The 15,280-nt window shown below is 61.9% G+C and carries 13 protein-coding genes; 7 read left to right on the top strand and 6 right to left on the bottom strand.

Translation table 11 applies throughout. The features are described from left to right. Positions 1–42: 42 nt before the first annotated feature. A complete protein-coding gene (gene tynA / locus ASD95_RS24660; RefSeq protein ID WP_056722532.1) occupies positions 43–2,331 on the bottom strand; it encodes a primary-amine oxidase in 2,289 nt (762 codons plus the stop codon). 232 nt (positions 2,332–2,563) lie between these two features. Between tynA and ASD95_RS24655 the strand changes: the two genes are divergently transcribed. The 3 genes from ASD95_RS24655 to ASD95_RS24645 all read left to right on the top strand — a co-directional run bounded on the left by ASD95_RS24655 (position 2,564) and on the right by ASD95_RS24645 (position 6,715). Further along, on the top strand, positions 2,564–3,064 hold the full coding sequence (locus ASD95_RS24655; protein WP_056722530.1) for a sigma-70 family RNA polymerase sigma factor: 501 nt from the start codon (positions 2,564–2,566) through the stop codon (positions 3,062–3,064). A 145-nt stretch (positions 3,065–3,209) separates the two neighbouring features. Further along, positions 3,210–4,193 (top strand): FecR family protein, encoded by a 984-nt coding sequence (locus ASD95_RS24650; protein WP_056722528.1) that lies wholly within the window; start codon positions 3,210–3,212, stop codon positions 4,191–4,193. 98 nt (positions 4,194–4,291) lie between these two features. Continuing rightward, positions 4,292–6,715: a TonB-dependent siderophore receptor gene (locus tag ASD95_RS24645; RefSeq protein WP_056722525.1), complete on the top strand. Its 2,424-nt coding sequence runs from the start codon at positions 4,292–4,294 to the stop codon at positions 6,713–6,715. A gap of 83 nt (positions 6,716–6,798) precedes the next feature. On the opposite strand, the gene ASD95_RS24640 is transcribed toward ASD95_RS24645, so the two are convergent. Next, a complete protein-coding gene (locus ASD95_RS24640; protein ID WP_056722522.1) occupies positions 6,799–7,950 on the bottom strand; it encodes an MFS transporter in 1,152 nt (383 codons plus the stop codon). Between the two features lie 165 nt (positions 7,951–8,115). Here ASD95_RS24640 and ASD95_RS24635 point away from each other — a divergent pair, with 165 nt between their 5' ends. Continuing rightward, positions 8,116–9,108 (top strand): diaminopimelate epimerase, encoded by a 993-nt coding sequence (locus ASD95_RS24635; RefSeq protein WP_056722521.1) that lies wholly within the window; start codon positions 8,116–8,118, stop codon positions 9,106–9,108. A 131-nt stretch (positions 9,109–9,239) separates the two neighbouring features. Here the strand turns inward: ASD95_RS24635 and codA are convergent, their stop codons facing one another. From codA to ASD95_RS24615, 4 genes are all read right to left on the bottom strand, one after another. Beyond that, positions 9,240–10,484 (bottom strand): cytosine deaminase, encoded by a 1,245-nt coding sequence (gene codA, locus ASD95_RS24630; protein WP_056722519.1) that lies wholly within the window; start codon positions 10,482–10,484, stop codon positions 9,240–9,242. A gap of 95 nt (positions 10,485–10,579) precedes the next feature. After that, on the bottom strand, positions 10,580–10,936 hold the full coding sequence (locus tag ASD95_RS24625; protein ID WP_056722517.1) for an alpha/beta fold hydrolase: 357 nt from the start codon (positions 10,934–10,936) through the stop codon (positions 10,580–10,582). Positions 10,937–11,144: 208 nt separating this feature from the next. Beyond that, the gene (gene queD / locus ASD95_RS24620; RefSeq protein WP_046042818.1) at positions 11,145–11,501 is read right to left on the bottom strand and encodes a 6-carboxytetrahydropterin synthase QueD; all 357 of its coding nucleotides are present in this window, start codon (positions 11,499–11,501) and stop codon (positions 11,145–11,147) included. Positions 11,502–11,576: 75 nt separating this feature from the next. Continuing rightward, positions 11,577–12,656, bottom strand: a complete 1,080-nt coding sequence (locus ASD95_RS24615) for a hypothetical protein (RefSeq protein ID WP_056722515.1) — start codon at positions 12,654–12,656, stop codon at positions 11,577–11,579. 307 nt (positions 12,657–12,963) lie between these two features. Here ASD95_RS24615 and ASD95_RS24610 point away from each other — a divergent pair, with 307 nt between their 5' ends. Genes ASD95_RS24610 through ASD95_RS24600 form a run of 3 tightly spaced genes read left to right on the top strand, consistent with a single transcriptional unit; the run spans position 12,964 to position 15,266 of the window. Then, positions 12,964–13,284: a PepSY domain-containing protein gene (locus ASD95_RS24610; protein WP_056722513.1), complete on the top strand. Its 321-nt coding sequence runs from the start codon at positions 12,964–12,966 to the stop codon at positions 13,282–13,284. A 3-nt stretch (positions 13,285–13,287) separates the two neighbouring features. Continuing rightward, a complete protein-coding gene (locus ASD95_RS24605; protein WP_056722511.1) occupies positions 13,288–13,956 on the top strand; it encodes a response regulator transcription factor in 669 nt (222 codons plus the stop codon). Continuing rightward, positions 13,953–15,266 carry a sensor histidine kinase gene (locus tag ASD95_RS24600; RefSeq protein ID WP_056722509.1) on the top strand — a complete coding sequence of 438 codons (1,314 nt, stop codon included), beginning with the start codon at positions 13,953–13,955 and terminating at the stop codon, positions 15,264–15,266. The genes ASD95_RS24605 and ASD95_RS24600 overlap by 4 nt, the downstream gene beginning before the upstream one ends. Positions 15,267–15,280 lie beyond the last annotated feature (14 nt).

The raw sequence follows: 15,280 nt of genomic DNA, 5'->3' as shown, positions 1-15,280 counted from the left end.
TCGCGAGCAAGCTCGCTCCCACAGGTATTGCATACGACCTGTTTACTTCGGCGAGCTGAGGTTCAACGTCGGCGTTTCATCGAAGAAGTTCCACGGCTTGAGCAGCACATGCACCCACTCGGTCGGCATGATCGGCCACTCTTCGGCGCGGGCGATGTGGGTAGTGCCGGTGGTCAGCCAGACCACATCGTCGGTGTTCTCGATGGAGTGGTTGTCCTGGGTGAACTGCCCCAGGCCCGAGTCCTTGTCCGAGCGGTTCGGGTACTTGCCTTCCGGGTATTTTTCTTCCGGGTTGTATTGCGTCACCCACAGCTGCTTGTCCATGAAGCTGAGGCGGTGGTAGAGCCATTCGTCCTTGCCGAAGTTGGCACCCTTGGCCACGGGGTGGGTGCCGCCGGCATACGGAATCAACTGATAGGAAACCGGGTTGCCGACCTTGTTCTCCTTGCTGAAGTTGGTCAGCAGGCGCACGGTCGACGGGTCGAATTTCTGCGCCGCCTGTTGCTCGGTTGTGACGACTTTGGTTTCGGTCTGCATGGTGCTGGTGCGCGGGCCGCCACGGTCGTTCGGCAACACCACCGGGTTCACTTCCACCAGTGAGTTCTGCTCGCCGTCCACGTCCATGTCGAGGCGGAAGTTGTAGATGTGCTGGTGCGTGGTGCCGACGATGTTGTGGTCCAGCAGGGTGCCGTAGCGCGTGTCTTCCCTGGCGGTGTCTTCGTGCATGGTTTTGGACTTCACGCCCTTGACCGCTTCGATGCCGGTGGCGCCGGCGTCGATGCCGATAGTGCCGTTCTGCTGGAACACCCAGTCGAAGATGTAGTCGTAGTTGCCCACGGTGCTGATCCAGCGCACCACCAGTTCACGGCGCTCGGTGCTGAGGTTGGGCTGGCCCATTTCCTGGTGTTTGTATTCGGGGCCGGCGTAGCGCTCGAACACCGCCATGGCGCGCGGGATCGCGGTCGGTGCGCCGGTGTAGTCGGCGATGGTCGCGTCCAGCAGCACGGCGTTTTGCGGCGCGTCTTTGCCACGGGCAATCGGTGACGTCAGGGTGCCCATGCCGTAGTCGCCGGAGTCGAGGTAGGCCTTGAAGTACCAGCCGACGTCCGGGTCGCCGTAAGGCACGATCATGCCGCCCAGCGAACCTTCGTACATGATCTTGCGTTTCTTGCCCTTGTCGTCGTAGGTGACGGTGGACAGGATCGGGCCGACCCGCGAATCGAGGCGAACGTGGAAGTCCCAGTTCTGCCAGTGAATGCTGTTGCCGCTGATGGTGTAGTTCTTGCCCTCGGGCTCGATGATTTCCAGCGGTTTGACTGCCACGCCCTGGCGTCCGCGCCCGTCATAAGGCGTGGGTTTCATCGGCACCGGAATGAGCGCTTCGTCTTCGATCTTGATCAGCTTTTTCTGTTCCAGGTCGACAATCGCCACCAGGCCCTCGATCGGGTGCGCCCAGTAGTTGCCGTCACCGGTATTGAGGTAGCTGACGATTTTCAGCAGGCGCTTGTCCTGCGCCAGGCCGTCCTTGCCGTCGAAGTAGCCGACGGTCAACGGCGTGGCTACGACCTTCTTCACGTCGTCGATGCCGCGCTTGGCCAGGGCCTGTGCATATTCCGGGCTGGTCTCGACGGCGGTTTGCACCGTTGCGAAATCGTCCAGCAGCACCATGCCGTGGGCGCCCTCGATCGGTTTCCAGGATTTGAGTTCTTTCTTGTCGAGGTCGACCAGGGCTTCGATCACGTGCTTGCCGTCGAGCACCACGATTGAGGCCTCACGCGCCTGGGCGACGTTCTGCCCGGTGAAGACGAAGTTCCACACCTGATCCTTCGGCGGCTCCTTGACCGAGACTTCGGTGAAGCGGAAACCGGGCTTGTAGTTTTCCGATTTCCTGACGATGTCCACGGCCGTGTTGATTTCGGCTGCACTCAGGGGATTGAGCGGGTTGGGGCGGGTCTCGACGACGAAGGTCTTGTCCAGCCCGGACTGGAACACCTGGTTGATAAAGTCCTTGGACATGAACGCCGTATGGTCCTTGAACACCACCGGCACCGTCAGCTCGATACGCTTGCCGTTGAGCATCGCCACTTTGCTGTCGGGCTTGACCTTGAGGTAGACCCCGTCCTTGGCAATGGTGAACAGATTGGCGTAATCGTCCCATTTCACCGTGGCGCCAAACTCCTCAAGGCCCGCTTGCAGCGGCACCATTTCTGCTTGACCGCCGTGGGCCTGGGCAGTGTTCGCCCAGAAAGGCAGGCCGAGGGTGCTCAGGGTGATGGCCAGGGCCAGGCGGGCAAGCGGTGTTCTTTTGGGCGACGCTTTGGGGCTGAACATGGGTGAATTCCTGGGGAAAAGCCGGGTACGGGCATTCCTGCACTTTGTTACAACCCGTCAATGGCTGCATTTGAATGCCTGCCAGATTTCTTTGGTTGCGTGCCGCAATTGAGCATTCCTGACGGAAGGCAGATTGGCAAGCGGACAAAGTACCCGTCCACGGGGCCGCAAACCATTGCTTCAAGTTAATAGGAAGCATTACTATTAACGCCCGTCTCCACAGCACGCCGCAATGACCCTCAAGCTGCCCCGCAGACACGGCTTTTTCGAGCATTACGAAGAGTTGGTTGGCACCTGGACCCGTCGCCTGAGGAATCGTCAGCAGGCCGAGGACCTGGCCCACGACACCTTCGTGCGGGTGCTTGAGTCCGATTCGGCGGTGGTGCAACAGCCCCGGGCGTATTTGCACCAGACCGCGCGCAATATTGCCGTGGATGGTTATCGGCGTGAGGACCGGCGGGGTGCCATGGAGTCGGAGGCGATTGATCTCAGTGAGTCGCCGACCGGCGACCCGGAGCATTTCATGCATGCGATCCAGCTGGCTGATTCCATCGAGCAGGCGCTCACCGAGTTGCCGGTCAACTGCCGCAAGGTGTTTGTCTGGCAGAAAATCGAGGGCCTGACCCAGGCAGAAATCGCCGAACGCCTGGGACTGTCCAGGAACATGGTGGAAAAGTATATGATCCGCACGCTTCGGCACCTGCGTGATCGCCTTGAAGGACTGCAATCATGATGTGTGGTGGCTTGCGTAGGAGCTGCCGAAGGCTGCGATCTTTTGATCTTCAGCGGTCTCAAAGCAGCCAAAAGATCGCAGCCTGCGGCAGCTCCTACACCAGGATGCGGCGTGAATTCTCCTCCCCAGCCAAACAGGAACTTCCATGATGGATACTCGTGATTGTGCGTGCGGGCAGACAGCGGTTCGCGATGACGCGGCGCAGTGGTTTGTGCGTTTGCAGGAGCCTGTTGTGGATGTCGAAGTGCGGCACCGGTTTGAGCTCTGGCTGGACCAACACCCCCAGCACCGCAACGAATTCGAAGTGCTCCAGGGCTTGTGGAGTGCCGCCGACCTGGTGCCGGCCGCGCGTTTGCAGGCCCTGTGTGAATCTCCGCCGGTGCTGAAAAAACCTCGTCCGGTGCTGCGCTATGCGGTGGCCGCCAGCGTGCTGGCCGTGGCGCTCGGCCTGGGCTTGTTCAGCGGCCTGAATTATCCGGTGCCTTACACCGCCGAGTTTTCAACAGCCCTGAATGAGCGCCGCCATGTGGCGTTGCCGGACGGCTCGGTGGTCGACCTGGACAGCCGCAGCCGGATCCAGGTGCGCTTTGAAAAGGATCGCCGCAACGTCGAATTGACTGCAGGCGAAGCGATGTTCAGCGTCGAGCATGACACCAGCCGACCCTTTGTTGTCGCGGCGGGCAGCGGCAAGGTCACGGTCACCGGCACCCGCTTCGACGTGCGCCATGGCGCCCGCGAAACCCGGGTGGTGGTGGAGCAGGGCACCGTCAAGGTTCAAGGGCACGACGCGGGCGATAACGATTTCATCAATCTGACGGCGGGCCTTGGCACCCACGTCGATGCCCAGGGCAGAGTTGCCGCCGCTTATGCCGTCAACCCGACGGAAATGACCGCGTGGCGCAGCGGCAAACTGGTGTTCAACAACGCCAGCCTCGCCGATGTCGCCGAGCAGGTCTCGCGCTATCGCGAGAAGCCGCTCAAGGTCGCCAGCGCAGCGGTGGGCGATCTGCGCCTGACCAGCGTGTTCAAATCCGACAACACCGATGCGCTGCTCAAGGCCTTGCCGAGCATCCTGCCGGTGGCCGTGCGCACCCTTGGCGATGGCAGCCAGGAAATAATTTCAAAATAAAATTCAGGTTTTTTTCGAGTTCATCGTCTTCCTGTTCAACTGCAACTGGTTTGCATTAACAAACGCACACTCTTGCGATCCACAGGATTACGTTCGACGTGAAAATCTCCACCGCTAAAAACAACAAACTCCCCTGGTTGCCGCTGGCCCTTGCGCTCGCGGTCAATATTGCGCTGCCCCAGGCCTTTGCCGCCGACGGCATCCGTATCCCGGCGCAACCTCTGGGACAAGCCCTGAGTCAGTTGGGCCAGCAAACCTCGCTTCAGGTGTTCTTCAGCCCTGAACTGGTTGCCGGCAAGCAGGCCCCGGCGGTGGATGGCAACCTTTCCCCGGAAGATGCGTTGCGCCAGTTGCTGCAAGGCAGCGGCCTGCAATACCAGATTGATGAAGGTTCGGTGACCTTGATGCCGGCGCCCGCTTCGGCGGCCAACGGCCCACTGGAACTGGGCGTGACTGACATCAAGGTGGTCGGCGACTGGCTCGGCGACGCCGATGCCGCCGTGGTGCAGAACCACCCCGGCGCACGCACCGTGGTGCGCCGCGAAGCCATGGTCGAGCAGGGCGCGATGAACGTCGGCGACGTACTCAAACGTGTCCCGGGCGTGCAAGTGCAGGATGCCAACGGTACCGGTGGCAGCGACATTTCCCTGAACGTCGGCGTGCGCGGCCTGACTTCGCGCCTGTCGCCACGCTCCACCGTGCTGATCGACGGCATCCCGGCGGCGTTCGCGCCTTACGGCCAGCCGCAACTGTCCATGGCGCCGATTTCCTCCGGCAACCTCGACAGCATCGACGTGGTGCGCGGTGCCGGTTCCGTACGCTACGGGCCGCAAAACGTCGGTGGCGTGATCAATTTCGTGACCCGCGCGATCCCGGAGCAAGCCTCGGCGGAAATCGGCACCACCCTGGAAACTTCCCGGCACGGTGGCTGGAAGCACATCGACACCGCGTTCATGGGTGGTACCGCCGACAACGGCATGGGCGTGGCGTTGTTGTACTCCGGGGTGAACGGCAACGGTTACCGTGAAAGCAACAACGGCAACGACATCGACGACGTGATCCTCAAGACCCATTGGGCGCCGACCGATGTCGACGATTTCAGCCTCAACTTCCACTACTACGATGCCAAGGCCGACATGCCCGGCGGCCTGAACCAGGCGCAGTACGACGCCGACCCGTTCCAGTCGGTACGCGACTACGACAGCTTCAGCGGCCGGCGCAAGGATGTGTCGTTCAAGTGGGCGCGGCAGATCGACGATCGCACCCAGGCCGAAGTGCTGACCTATTACACCGACAGCTTTCGTGGCAGCACCATTGCCTCGCGGGACCTGAACACACTCAACTCCTATCCGCGCAGCTACTACACCTACGGTATCGAACCACGGGTGTCCCATGTGTTTGATGTGGGCCCGACCACCCAGGAAGTCAGTGTCGGTTATCGCTACCTGAAAGAGGCCATGCACGAAGAGGCCAGCCGAGTGGCGCTGGTCGACAACCAGCCAGTGGTGCGTCCGGGGGCGGACGGCCATGTCTATCAGGACCGCACCGGTGGCACCGAGGCCAATTCGGTCTACGTCGACAACAAGATCGACGTTGGCAACTGGACCGTCACCCCGGGTATTCGCTTCGAGCACATCAGCACCGACTGGCACGACCGCCCGGTGCTGGATAACGCCGGTAAGCGGGTGCCGGAGAAAAAACGCAGCATCGAAAGCAACGAACCGCTGCCGGCCCTGAGCGTGATGTATCACATGTCCGATGCCTGGAAACTGTTCGCCAACTACGAAACCTCATTCGGCGCGCTGCAGTATTTCCAGCTGGGGCAGGGCGGTATCGGTGATGAGCCCGCCAACGGCCTGGAGCCGGAAAAGGCCAAGACCTACGAGATCGGTACGCGCTACAACGATGACGTGTGGGGCGGTGAGGTGACGCTGTTCTACATCGACTTCGACGACGAACTGCAATACATCAGCAATGACGTGGGCTGGACCAACCTCGGCGCGACCAAGCACCAGGGGATCGAAGCCTCGGTGCACTACGACATGGCCGCGCTGAACCCGATGCTCGACGGCTTGACCGCCAACGCCGGTTTCACCTACACCCGTGCCACCTACGAAGGTGAGATCCCGGGCTTCAAGGGCCGTGACCTGCCGTTCTACTCTCGCCAGGTGGCCACCGCCGGCCTGCGTTACGACGTCAACCGCTGGACTTACAACCTCGATGCGTTCGCCCAGTCCAAGCAGCGCTCGCCGGGCACCGGCGTGAACGCCGATGGCAGCTTCAACGGCAACTACATCACCGAAGGCACCGCTGACGGCCAGTTCGGTGATATCCCGGGTTACGTGCTCTGGAACGCACGTGCCGGCTATGACTTCGGTCCGCAGGTGTCGAACCTGAAACTGGGGGCGGGGGTGAAGAACATCTTCGACAAGCAGTATTTCACCCGTTCCAGCGACAACAACTCGGGCATGTACGTCGGTGCGCCGCGCACGTTCTTTGTGCAGGCCAGTGTCGGGTTCTGATAGACCGAGGTGTACCAAGAACCCTGTGGGATCGCCGCACCGCCGATCCCACATTGGGTACGGGGCTTACCGGTGGAAGCTTTTCAGACCTTCAACACTTTCCCGCCAACGGCCACCGCCACCAGCAACAGCGCCATCAAGGCAAAGGCAAAGCTCAAGCTGCTGCCATGGGCGACGAAGCCGATGACGGCGGGGCCTGCCAGGATGCCCGCATAACCCAGGGTGGTAATGGCCGGCACGGCGATGCTTTCGGGCATGACCGTCTGTTTGCCGACCGCGGTGTACAGCACCGGCACAATGTTCGAGCAACCGGCACCCAGCAGCGCATAACCCGCCAGCGCCGCCTCCCAGCTCGGTGCGAATGTCGCCAGAAACAAGCCTGCAGCAGCTGTCAGCCCGCCGAACACAATCACCTGCGTCGCGCCCAGGCGCCGCACGATTTTGTCACCGGTCAAGCGCCCGGCCGTCATGGTCAGGGCAAACGCGGCATAACCGAGCCCCGCATACGCCGTGTCGATGCCACGCTCCTGCGTCAGGAACACCGCACTCCAGTCCAGCGCCGCGCCTTCGGCGAGGAACACGATGAAGCACATGCCGCCGATGAACAGAACGATGCCATGGGGCACCGCAAACGCCGGCCCCGAACTCTCGCTGCCGTAGGGCAGCAGATGCGGCACGGCCCTGGCCAGTGCGATCAGCAGCAACACGATCACCACCAGCGTCGCCCCCAGGGGTGAAATTCCCAGGCCAAGCAACCCGCTGACACCCGCCGCACCGACAATCCCGCCCAGGCTGAACAAGCCATGGAACCCCGACATCATGTTCTTGCCGCTGGCGCGCTCGACGATCACCGCTTGCAGGTTGACCGTCGAATCCACGGTGCCGAGCCCCGCGCCGAACATGAACAACGCGGCGATCAGCGCCGGAATCGACGACACCGTCGCCAGCAGCGGCAGGGCGGCACAGATCAGCAGGGTCCCGCCGGCCGTCACCCGCCGGCAGCCGAAACGTGTGGCCAGGATCCCGGCCAACGGCATCGCCAGTATCGAACCCACCCCCAGGCACAGCAGCAACAATCCCAAAGTGCCTTCATCCAGTCCGGCCCGTGCCTTGGCATAGGGCACCAGCGGCGCCCACGCGGCGATGCCGACCCCGGCGATGAAAAATCCGATGCGCGTGGACATCTGTTCCAGGCGGCCGGGAACGAAGGTGGTCTGGCTGTTGAGGCTGGTCATAACAATCCTTGGCAAAAAGCGTCGCGTCCTCAACGGACAGTGATCGACCTGGGAGGGTTCGATCATTGCCCGGAAAGTTTTACGGTCAAACAGGGCGACATGGTTGCACAGCGCCGTTGTTTTTCGCGATATGTTGAGCCATTCCAATGACTCGCGGAGGGCGCCATGGCGCAGCGGTACGATGCACGGGGCAACATTTACATCGTGGTAGCGCCCGAAGAACTGCGCCGCCAGGGTATCGACCTGCCCGATCAGGCCAGCCAGGCAGCGCAAACCCTCGAAGCCTGGGCGCTAGCCGCGATCGAGGCTTGTTGCAGCTGGGCTCCAGGCACTCAACCGCCCGGCAGCAAGGATCATCGCAGCGACGGTTTGCTGGTCGGACCATTTCAGGCGTCGCCACCCTTTGATCTGTTGATCGTCAACACCGACGGTACCCTGGCCGAGCGCAGCGGCAACGGGCTGACGATTTTTTCCCAGGCCCTCAGCGATCAAGGGCTATTGCCGCAGAGCGAAGCCTGTCTGCTCAGGGTTCACCACGACAAGGCTGATACGCCTTCGCCGGGGCAGACTTCAGTGAGAACTGCAGAGGTCGAGGGCGTGAAGGGGTTCTGGCTCGATCTGGGCCAGCCGCGGTTCGGGCCGTCGGCGGTCAGTGCTCACGGGGTTGAAGCAGTGGAGCTCAACGGTCGTGAACTCAGCCACGTTAAACAGTTGTCGGCACTCAATAGCGCATGGTTGCGCAGTCAGTTCGCGCGGGTCGGCAATCCCCATTGCGTGACGCTGGTGGAAAGTGCCGGGGACCTGCCGAGCAACGAGCAGATGCGCGAGCCGGCGCTGGGTGATGGGCTGACGCGGATTGCCTACGCCATGCCGGTCGGTGCAGGCAAACCTTGTCCGGCGGGAATCAACCTGCAATGGGCCATGCGTTTGTCCGAAGGGCACATCGCCGCGCGGGTATTCGAGCGGGGCGAGGGGCCGACGGCGTCGTCGGGGACCAGTGCCAGCGCGGTGGCCTGTGCGGCTTGGCGGGTAGGTTGGGTGACTGCTGGTGAAGTGAAGGTGACGATGCCGGGTGGCACGGCGCCGATCTTGCTGGAAGAGGATTTGGGGGAATTGAGTCGGGTCAGTCTGTTTGGTACGGCTCGAATGATCGATTGATTTTTAGATTGCCATCGCGAGCAAGCTCGCTCCCACACTGGATCTTTGTCGTACACAGACTCTGTATTCACTGAAGATCAACTGTGGGAGCGAGCTTGCTCGCGAAGAGGCCAGCTCGGTCAACACCAGACTCAGCTCAGCCCACTGAACTCCACCACCGGCATCGTCCGCTTCATCAGCACCTTGCCATCGCGCACCGAGTACAGCGGCAACCCCTGGCTGCGGATCACCTCGTAATCGCTCTCCGCCGACAGAATCAGCAGGTTCGCCGGCCGCCCGCGCTCCAGGCCATAACGATCGCCGAGGTTCATGGCTTTGGCGCTATTGTCCGTCACCAGGTCCAGCGCACTTTGCAGGTTGCGATAACCGAGCATGTGGCAGATGTGCAGGCCGGCTTCGAGCACCCGCAGAATGTTGCCGTTGCCCAGCGGATACCACGGATCGACGATCGAGTCCTGGCCGAAGCACACGTTCATGCCCGCTTCCAGCAACTCGTTGACCCGGGTCACACCCCGGCGTTTCGGGAAACTGTCGAAGCGACCTTGCAGGTGGATGCTTTCGGTGGGGCAGGAGACAAAGCTGATCCCCGAATGCCCGAGCAAGCGAAACAGTTTGGCGCAGTAGGCGTTGTCGTAAGAGCCCATGGCCGTGGTGTGGCTGGCCGTGACCCGCGAACCCATGTCGCGGCTGCGGGCCTCTTCGGCGAGCACCTCGAGAAAACGTGAGTGCGGGTCGTCGGTTTCGTCGCAATGCACGTCCACCAGGCAACCGCTGCGTTCGGCCAGGTCCATGAGGAACTTTACCGAGCTGACGCCCTGATCGCGGGTGTATTCAAAATGCGGAATGCCGCCCACCACGTCCGCGCCCATGCGGATGGCTTCTTCCATCAGTTCGCGACCATTGCGGTAGGACTCGATGCCTTCCTGGGGAAAGGCGACGATTTGCAGGTCGACCAGGTGCCGGCTTTCCTCGCGCACTTCGAGCATGGCCTTGAGCGCGGTCAGTTGCGGGTCGGTGACGTCGACGTGGGTGCGCACATGCTGGATGCCGTGGGCGGCGAGGGCCTGGATGGTTTTCTTGGCCCGGGCCTTGGTGTCTTCCTCGGTGATGGTGGCCTTGCGTTCGCCCCAGCATTCGATGCCTTCGAACAGCGTGCCGCTCATGTTCCAGCGCGGTTCGCCGGCGGTCAGGGTGGCGTCGAGGTGGATGTGCGGCTCGACAAAGGGGGGCACCACCAGATTGCCACCGGCGTCCAGATCGTCAGGGCCCAGGGTCGGGGCTTCGATCTGGCGGCCGATGCTGCTGATCAGGCCGTTTTCCAGGTTCAACTCATGCAGGCCTTCCTGGTTGCGCAGACGGGCGTTGATGATGTGCATCGGGCAGATCCTTTTGGCGAATCGTTCAGGCGATACCCTTACGTTAGCTCGCCAGCGGCGAATCCCGCCAGTTCAAAATGTGGGAGCGGGTTTGTTCAGGAGGATTGTTGCAGGGGTAAAAATCCCATAAGAGCGGCGACGACCGCCTCGGGCGCATCTTCCTGAACCAGATGACCGGCGTTGGGTATCGGATAAAACAGCGATCCGGGAATCATCCGATGCAGCGCCTGCCCGCGTTCAATGGGAATCCATTGGTCGTCTTCACCCCAGAGAATCTGCACCGGGCAGCGAATCCGGTGAGTCGTCGTGAAATACGGCGCGATCCGGTGCCACACGAAAGAAGAAAACGGCGTGCCATGCACGAACACCAGCGGCGGGCCGTCGCCGCGCACGGCATGGCGCACCTGATGTCCGTTGAACTCGAAGACCTGATCCAGTGGCCAGTCAGTCATGGGCTTGTCCTCTTGGCGGGGGAAGAGGCAAAAAGCATAGGCATAAAAAAACCACCTATGAAGGTGGCTTGCTTGATCGACTGACGAAACGCATTCCCTTGTGGGAGCGAGCTTGCTCGCGATAGCGGTGGGTCAGGCACATCGATGTTGGATGTGCCGCCGTCATCGCGAGCAAGCTCGCTCCCACAGGTTACTTGTAATGTCTGGCTTACTCGCCGCGATAGATGCAACCGCTGGTGCAGGTCTCGTGGATCCGAATCGCGCTCAGTTCCGGCAGCAGAGGCTTCAATTCCTGCCAGATAAACTTGGCCAACACTTCGCTGGTCGGGTTTTCCAGGCCGGGAATGTCGTTCAGGTAGTTGTGGTCCAGGCGCTCGTACAGCGGCTTGAAGATCGCCTTGATTTCCGAGAAGTCACGGATCCAGCCGGTGTGCGGGTCGAGGTCGCCGCTCAGGTGGATGGCCACTTTGAACGAGTGACCGTGCAGGCGCCCGCACTTGTGGCCGTCCGGGACGTGGGGCAGGCGATGGGCGGATTCGAAAGTAAATTCCTTGAAGATTTCCACAGTGTTTTCAGCTCTGTTCAGGTGGCGTTCGCCGCAGCGATTCGGGCAGGCGGCGAGTTTAGCAGTTTGTCCTGACTAAAGGGTCAGCAAGCGCTCGCCGAGGCGACCGTTGGCGGCCAGTTCGAGGAACTCGTCCCCCAGGCGGCGACTTTCGTCCATGGTCGTGCGCCAATATTTCTGCCGGCTCGGGGCATCGCCCATGAAGCGCTTGAAGTCGTTTCGGTCCGGCAGTTTGCCGTAGGGCAGGCGCGCCAGGTATTCCTTCGATGGTGCCAGCAACAGCACGTTCTGCAAGCGAGCCGGGCAGGCGCGGCGCCACGGCAGGGTCTTGTCGAACCAGCCCGGGATCACCCGGTCGGTGAAGTGCGGGTACAGCACGATGTCGTTGCCGCTGTAGGGCAGGTCCAGGTGGTAATCCAGCAGACCACCGTCGCGGAAGGTCCCGGCGCCGGCGCCCGGCAGGTCGCGCACGCCTTGCATCACCATCGGGATCGAGCCCGAGGCCAGCAGGGCCTGGCGCAAATTACCGGCATTGAGGGCGACGAAGCGCGACGGGAAGTCATTCAAGGCATCGACCGGCGGCGCCAGGCGCGGGTCGTGGATGATCAGGCGTTCGAAGTGTCGTGCCAGCCGCGCCCGGCCACGCAGGTTGTCGGTGATGACCGATGACAGGCCCAGTCCCAGGCGGCCGCGATGATCGTCGGCCAGCAAACCGTGGCTTTTGACCACCATGATGTTCAGGCGGTAATGGCTGTTACTGAGGATCGAGGCATCGCGACCGTCGAGCAGGTCATTGAGCATGCGCTGTGAGCTCTGGCTGATCTGCGCCATGGTCACGCCCTTGGCAAAGTGTTGCTCGGTGTACAGCTGCCCGAGACGCCGGATGCCTTCGGCGGCGTCCGGCAGGCAGGCGCTGGCGAAGCGCCAGGAACCCACCGATGCGCCAATCAGCGAGCGTTCCCGCGGTGCCGCCGGCAGCCACTCGCCGAACAGCGCCAGGTCCAGACCCTGAATCCCCAGCGCCTTCGGCCCGCCAGCCGCGCCCGGCAAGGTGCCGACGTCGGCGGCGTTCAAGCCGTTGTCCCGGATGCGCGCAAAGGCTTGTGGGCCGGCTTTGAGGGTCAGGGACGGGAACTTGATGTGGATGGCGGTCATTGCGCTCTCGAAGTGTGTAGGAGCTGCCGAAGGCTGCGATCTTTAGGTCTTTTGCCTGGCGACTCAAGTGAAAGTGAGAAAGGATCGCAGCCTTCGGCAGCTCCTGCGGGGTTGTGGTGTCAGCAATGATGGCAATTCAGTTTCAATTAAGTTCAGCGGGTTAAGGTGGCTCGCCTGGACCCGACGCAACGCTGGGATAGCGCATCGCTGGTACCATTGTGGCTTTCGAGACGCTCACACCACTCGCACCGGGCATGGAATTAGACCCGGTCAGCGGGCAGTGACTCAAGGATCATCAGGATTGGTAATGAAGGTGTTTCTACTCAATCGATGTGTCGCACGCAGAATGGCGCTGCTGCTTCTGGCATTTTGCTCGGCAGTGATGGCCCGCGACCTGGATCAGGATGAAGCCCTGCGCCTGCGTCAACAGGGCGTGATCCTGCCGCTGGAGCAACTGCTGCAGCAAGCGATGGATCGCTACCCCGGCGCAAAACTGCTGGAAGCCGAACTCGAAGAGAAGCACAACATCTACCTTTATGATGTCGAATTGCTGACCCCCGAAGGCGTGGTCCGTGAGCTGCACATCGATGCGACTGACGGCCGATTATTGAAAGACGAGGAAGACTGATCCATGCGTTTGCTCCTGGTGGAAGACCATGTGCCCCTGGCCGACGAACTGCTGGCCGGCCTCAACCGCCAGGGCTATGCGGTGGACTGGCTGGCCGATGGTCGCGATGCTGTGCATCAGGGCAGCACCGAGCCTTATGACCTGATCATCCTCGACCTCGGTCTGCCGGGCGTGCCGGGGCTTGAAGTGCTGGCGCAATGGCGGGCGGCGGGGCTGGCCACGCCGGTGCTGATCCTGACGGCCCGGGACTCCTGGGCCGAACGCATCGAAGGCCTCAAGGCCGGCGCCGACGATTACCTGACCAAGCCATTTCATCCCGAAGAGCTGTTTTTGCGCATCCAGGCGTTGCTGCGCCGCTCCCATGGCCAGGTCAACCAGCCAACGCTCAAGGCTGCCGGGCTGCATCTGGACGAAGGTCGCCAGTGCGTTGTGCGCGACGGTGCGGACATTCAGCTGACCGCCGCGGAGTTTCGCCTGTTGCGTTATTTCATGCTGCACCCCGAGCAGATCCTCTCCAAAGGCCACCTTGCCGAACACCTCTACGACGGTGAAACCGAGCGCGATTCCAATGTGCTGGAAGTCCACGTCAACCACTTGCGCCGCAAACTCGGCAAAAGTGTGATTGAAACCCGTCGCGGCCAGGGTTACCTGTTCGGCGGGCAAGCCCGGTGAGATCGATCCAGCGCCGCTTGAGCCTGGGCCTGATCAGCGTGATGGTGGTCGTTGGCCTGGTGCTGGCGCAAACCAGCCTGTGGTTGTTCGAAATGGGGTTGCAGCGTTACCTCGAAGCCGGGTTGCGCAATGACAGCGAGAACCTGCTGGCGGCGCTGGTGCGCGGGCCGCAAGGTTTGCAGCTGGATGAGCGGCGCCTGTCACCGGCCTATCAGCGGCCATTCTCCGGGCATTATTTCCGCATCGATTTCACCGATGGCCATTGGCGTTCCCGTTCCCTTTGGGATCAGGAACTGCCGGTGCTCGATCAACCCGGTCTGCATGGCAACCTGCAACTGGGGCCGGAAGGGCAACAGTTACTGGTGCTGCGCACGGACTATCGACGTTCGGGGGTGCCGATCTCCATCAGTGTCGCCGAGGATTACACGCCGATACGCGAAAGCTTCCGGCGCATGCAACAGCTCGGGTTTGGCCTCGGTTTGACAGCGCTGTTGCTGATTCTGCTGCTGCAACGGATTACCGTGCGCCGGGCCTTGCGTCCGCTGGAGCAGGCCCGTGAGCAGATTGCGCAGCTGCAACAGGGCCAGCGCTCGCAACTCGACGATCGGGTGCCGGTGGAACTGGAGCCACTGGTGGCGCAGATCAACCATTTGCTGGCCCACACCGAGGACAGCCTCAAGCGCTCACGCAATGCCCTGGGCAACCTCGGCCACGCCTTGAAAACCCCGCTGGCGGTGCTGTTGAGCCTGGCTTCAAGCGAGCAACTCGACGCGCACCCACAATTGCGCAAGACCCTCAAGGAACAACTGGAACAAGTCCAGCAGCGACTCAATCGGGAACTCAATCGTGCGCGGTTGTCCGGCGATGCGTTGCCGGGCGCCCTGTTTGATTGCGATGCCGAGCTCCCCGGCTTGCTGGCCACGCTGAACATGATCCATGGCGACCACCTGGCACTGAGCTACCGCGCACCCGCCGGCCTGCAATTGCCCTGGGATCGCGAAGATCTGCTGGAACTGTTGGGCAACCTGCTGGATAACGCCTGCAAGTGGGCCGATGCCGAGGTTCGCCTGAGTGTGGCCGAGACTGCAGAGGGCTTTGAACTCGGCGTGGAAGATGACGGCCCGGGGATTCCCGAAGAGCGTCGCGATCAGGTGTTCGGCCGAGGCACGCGCCTGGACGAGCAAACCCATGGGCATGGTTTGGGGCTGGGTATCGTGCGCGACATCGTCGATAGCTGGGGCGGCAGACTGTCGTTGCTGGAAAGCGAGTGGTGCGGGTTGAAGGTCGTCATCGAATTGCCCAGACACTGAGGTCCATTGTGGGA

The sequence above is a fragment of the Pseudomonas sp. Root71 genome (assembly GCF_001429045.1).
GTDB classification, from domain to species: Bacteria; Pseudomonadota; Gammaproteobacteria; order Pseudomonadales; family Pseudomonadaceae; genus Aquipseudomonas; species Aquipseudomonas monachiensis.
This window is presented reverse-complemented; position numbering and strand designations above follow the sequence as displayed.

Excerpts from the sequence above, each read along its gene's own strand:
- tynA (WP_056722532.1), bottom strand. The coding sequence starts at position 2,331 with ATGTTCAGCCCCAAAGCGTCGCCCAAAAGAACACCGCTTGCCCGCCTG.
- ASD95_RS24655 (WP_056722530.1), top strand. The coding sequence starts at position 2,564 with ATGACCCTCAAGCTGCCCCGCAGACACGGCTTTTTCGAGCATTACGAA.
- ASD95_RS24650 (WP_056722528.1), top strand. The coding sequence starts at position 3,210 with ATGATGGATACTCGTGATTGTGCGTGCGGGCAGACAGCGGTTCGCGAT.
- ASD95_RS24640 (WP_056722522.1), bottom strand. The coding sequence starts at position 7,950 with ATGACCAGCCTCAACAGCCAGACCACCTTCGTTCCCGGCCGCCTGGAA.
- ASD95_RS24635 (WP_056722521.1), top strand. The coding sequence starts at position 8,116 with ATGGCGCAGCGGTACGATGCACGGGGCAACATTTACATCGTGGTAGCG.
- codA (WP_056722519.1), bottom strand. The coding sequence starts at position 10,484 with ATGCACATCATCAACGCCCGTCTGCGCAACCAGGAAGGCCTGCATGAG.
- ASD95_RS24625 (WP_056722517.1), bottom strand. The coding sequence starts at position 10,936 with ATGACTGACTGGCCACTGGATCAGGTCTTCGAGTTCAACGGACATCAG.
- ASD95_RS24615 (WP_056722515.1), bottom strand. The coding sequence starts at position 12,656 with ATGACCGCCATCCACATCAAGTTCCCGTCCCTGACCCTCAAAGCCGGC.
- ASD95_RS24610 (WP_056722513.1), top strand. The coding sequence starts at position 12,964 with ATGAAGGTGTTTCTACTCAATCGATGTGTCGCACGCAGAATGGCGCTG.
- ASD95_RS24605 (WP_056722511.1), top strand. The coding sequence starts at position 13,288 with ATGCGTTTGCTCCTGGTGGAAGACCATGTGCCCCTGGCCGACGAACTG.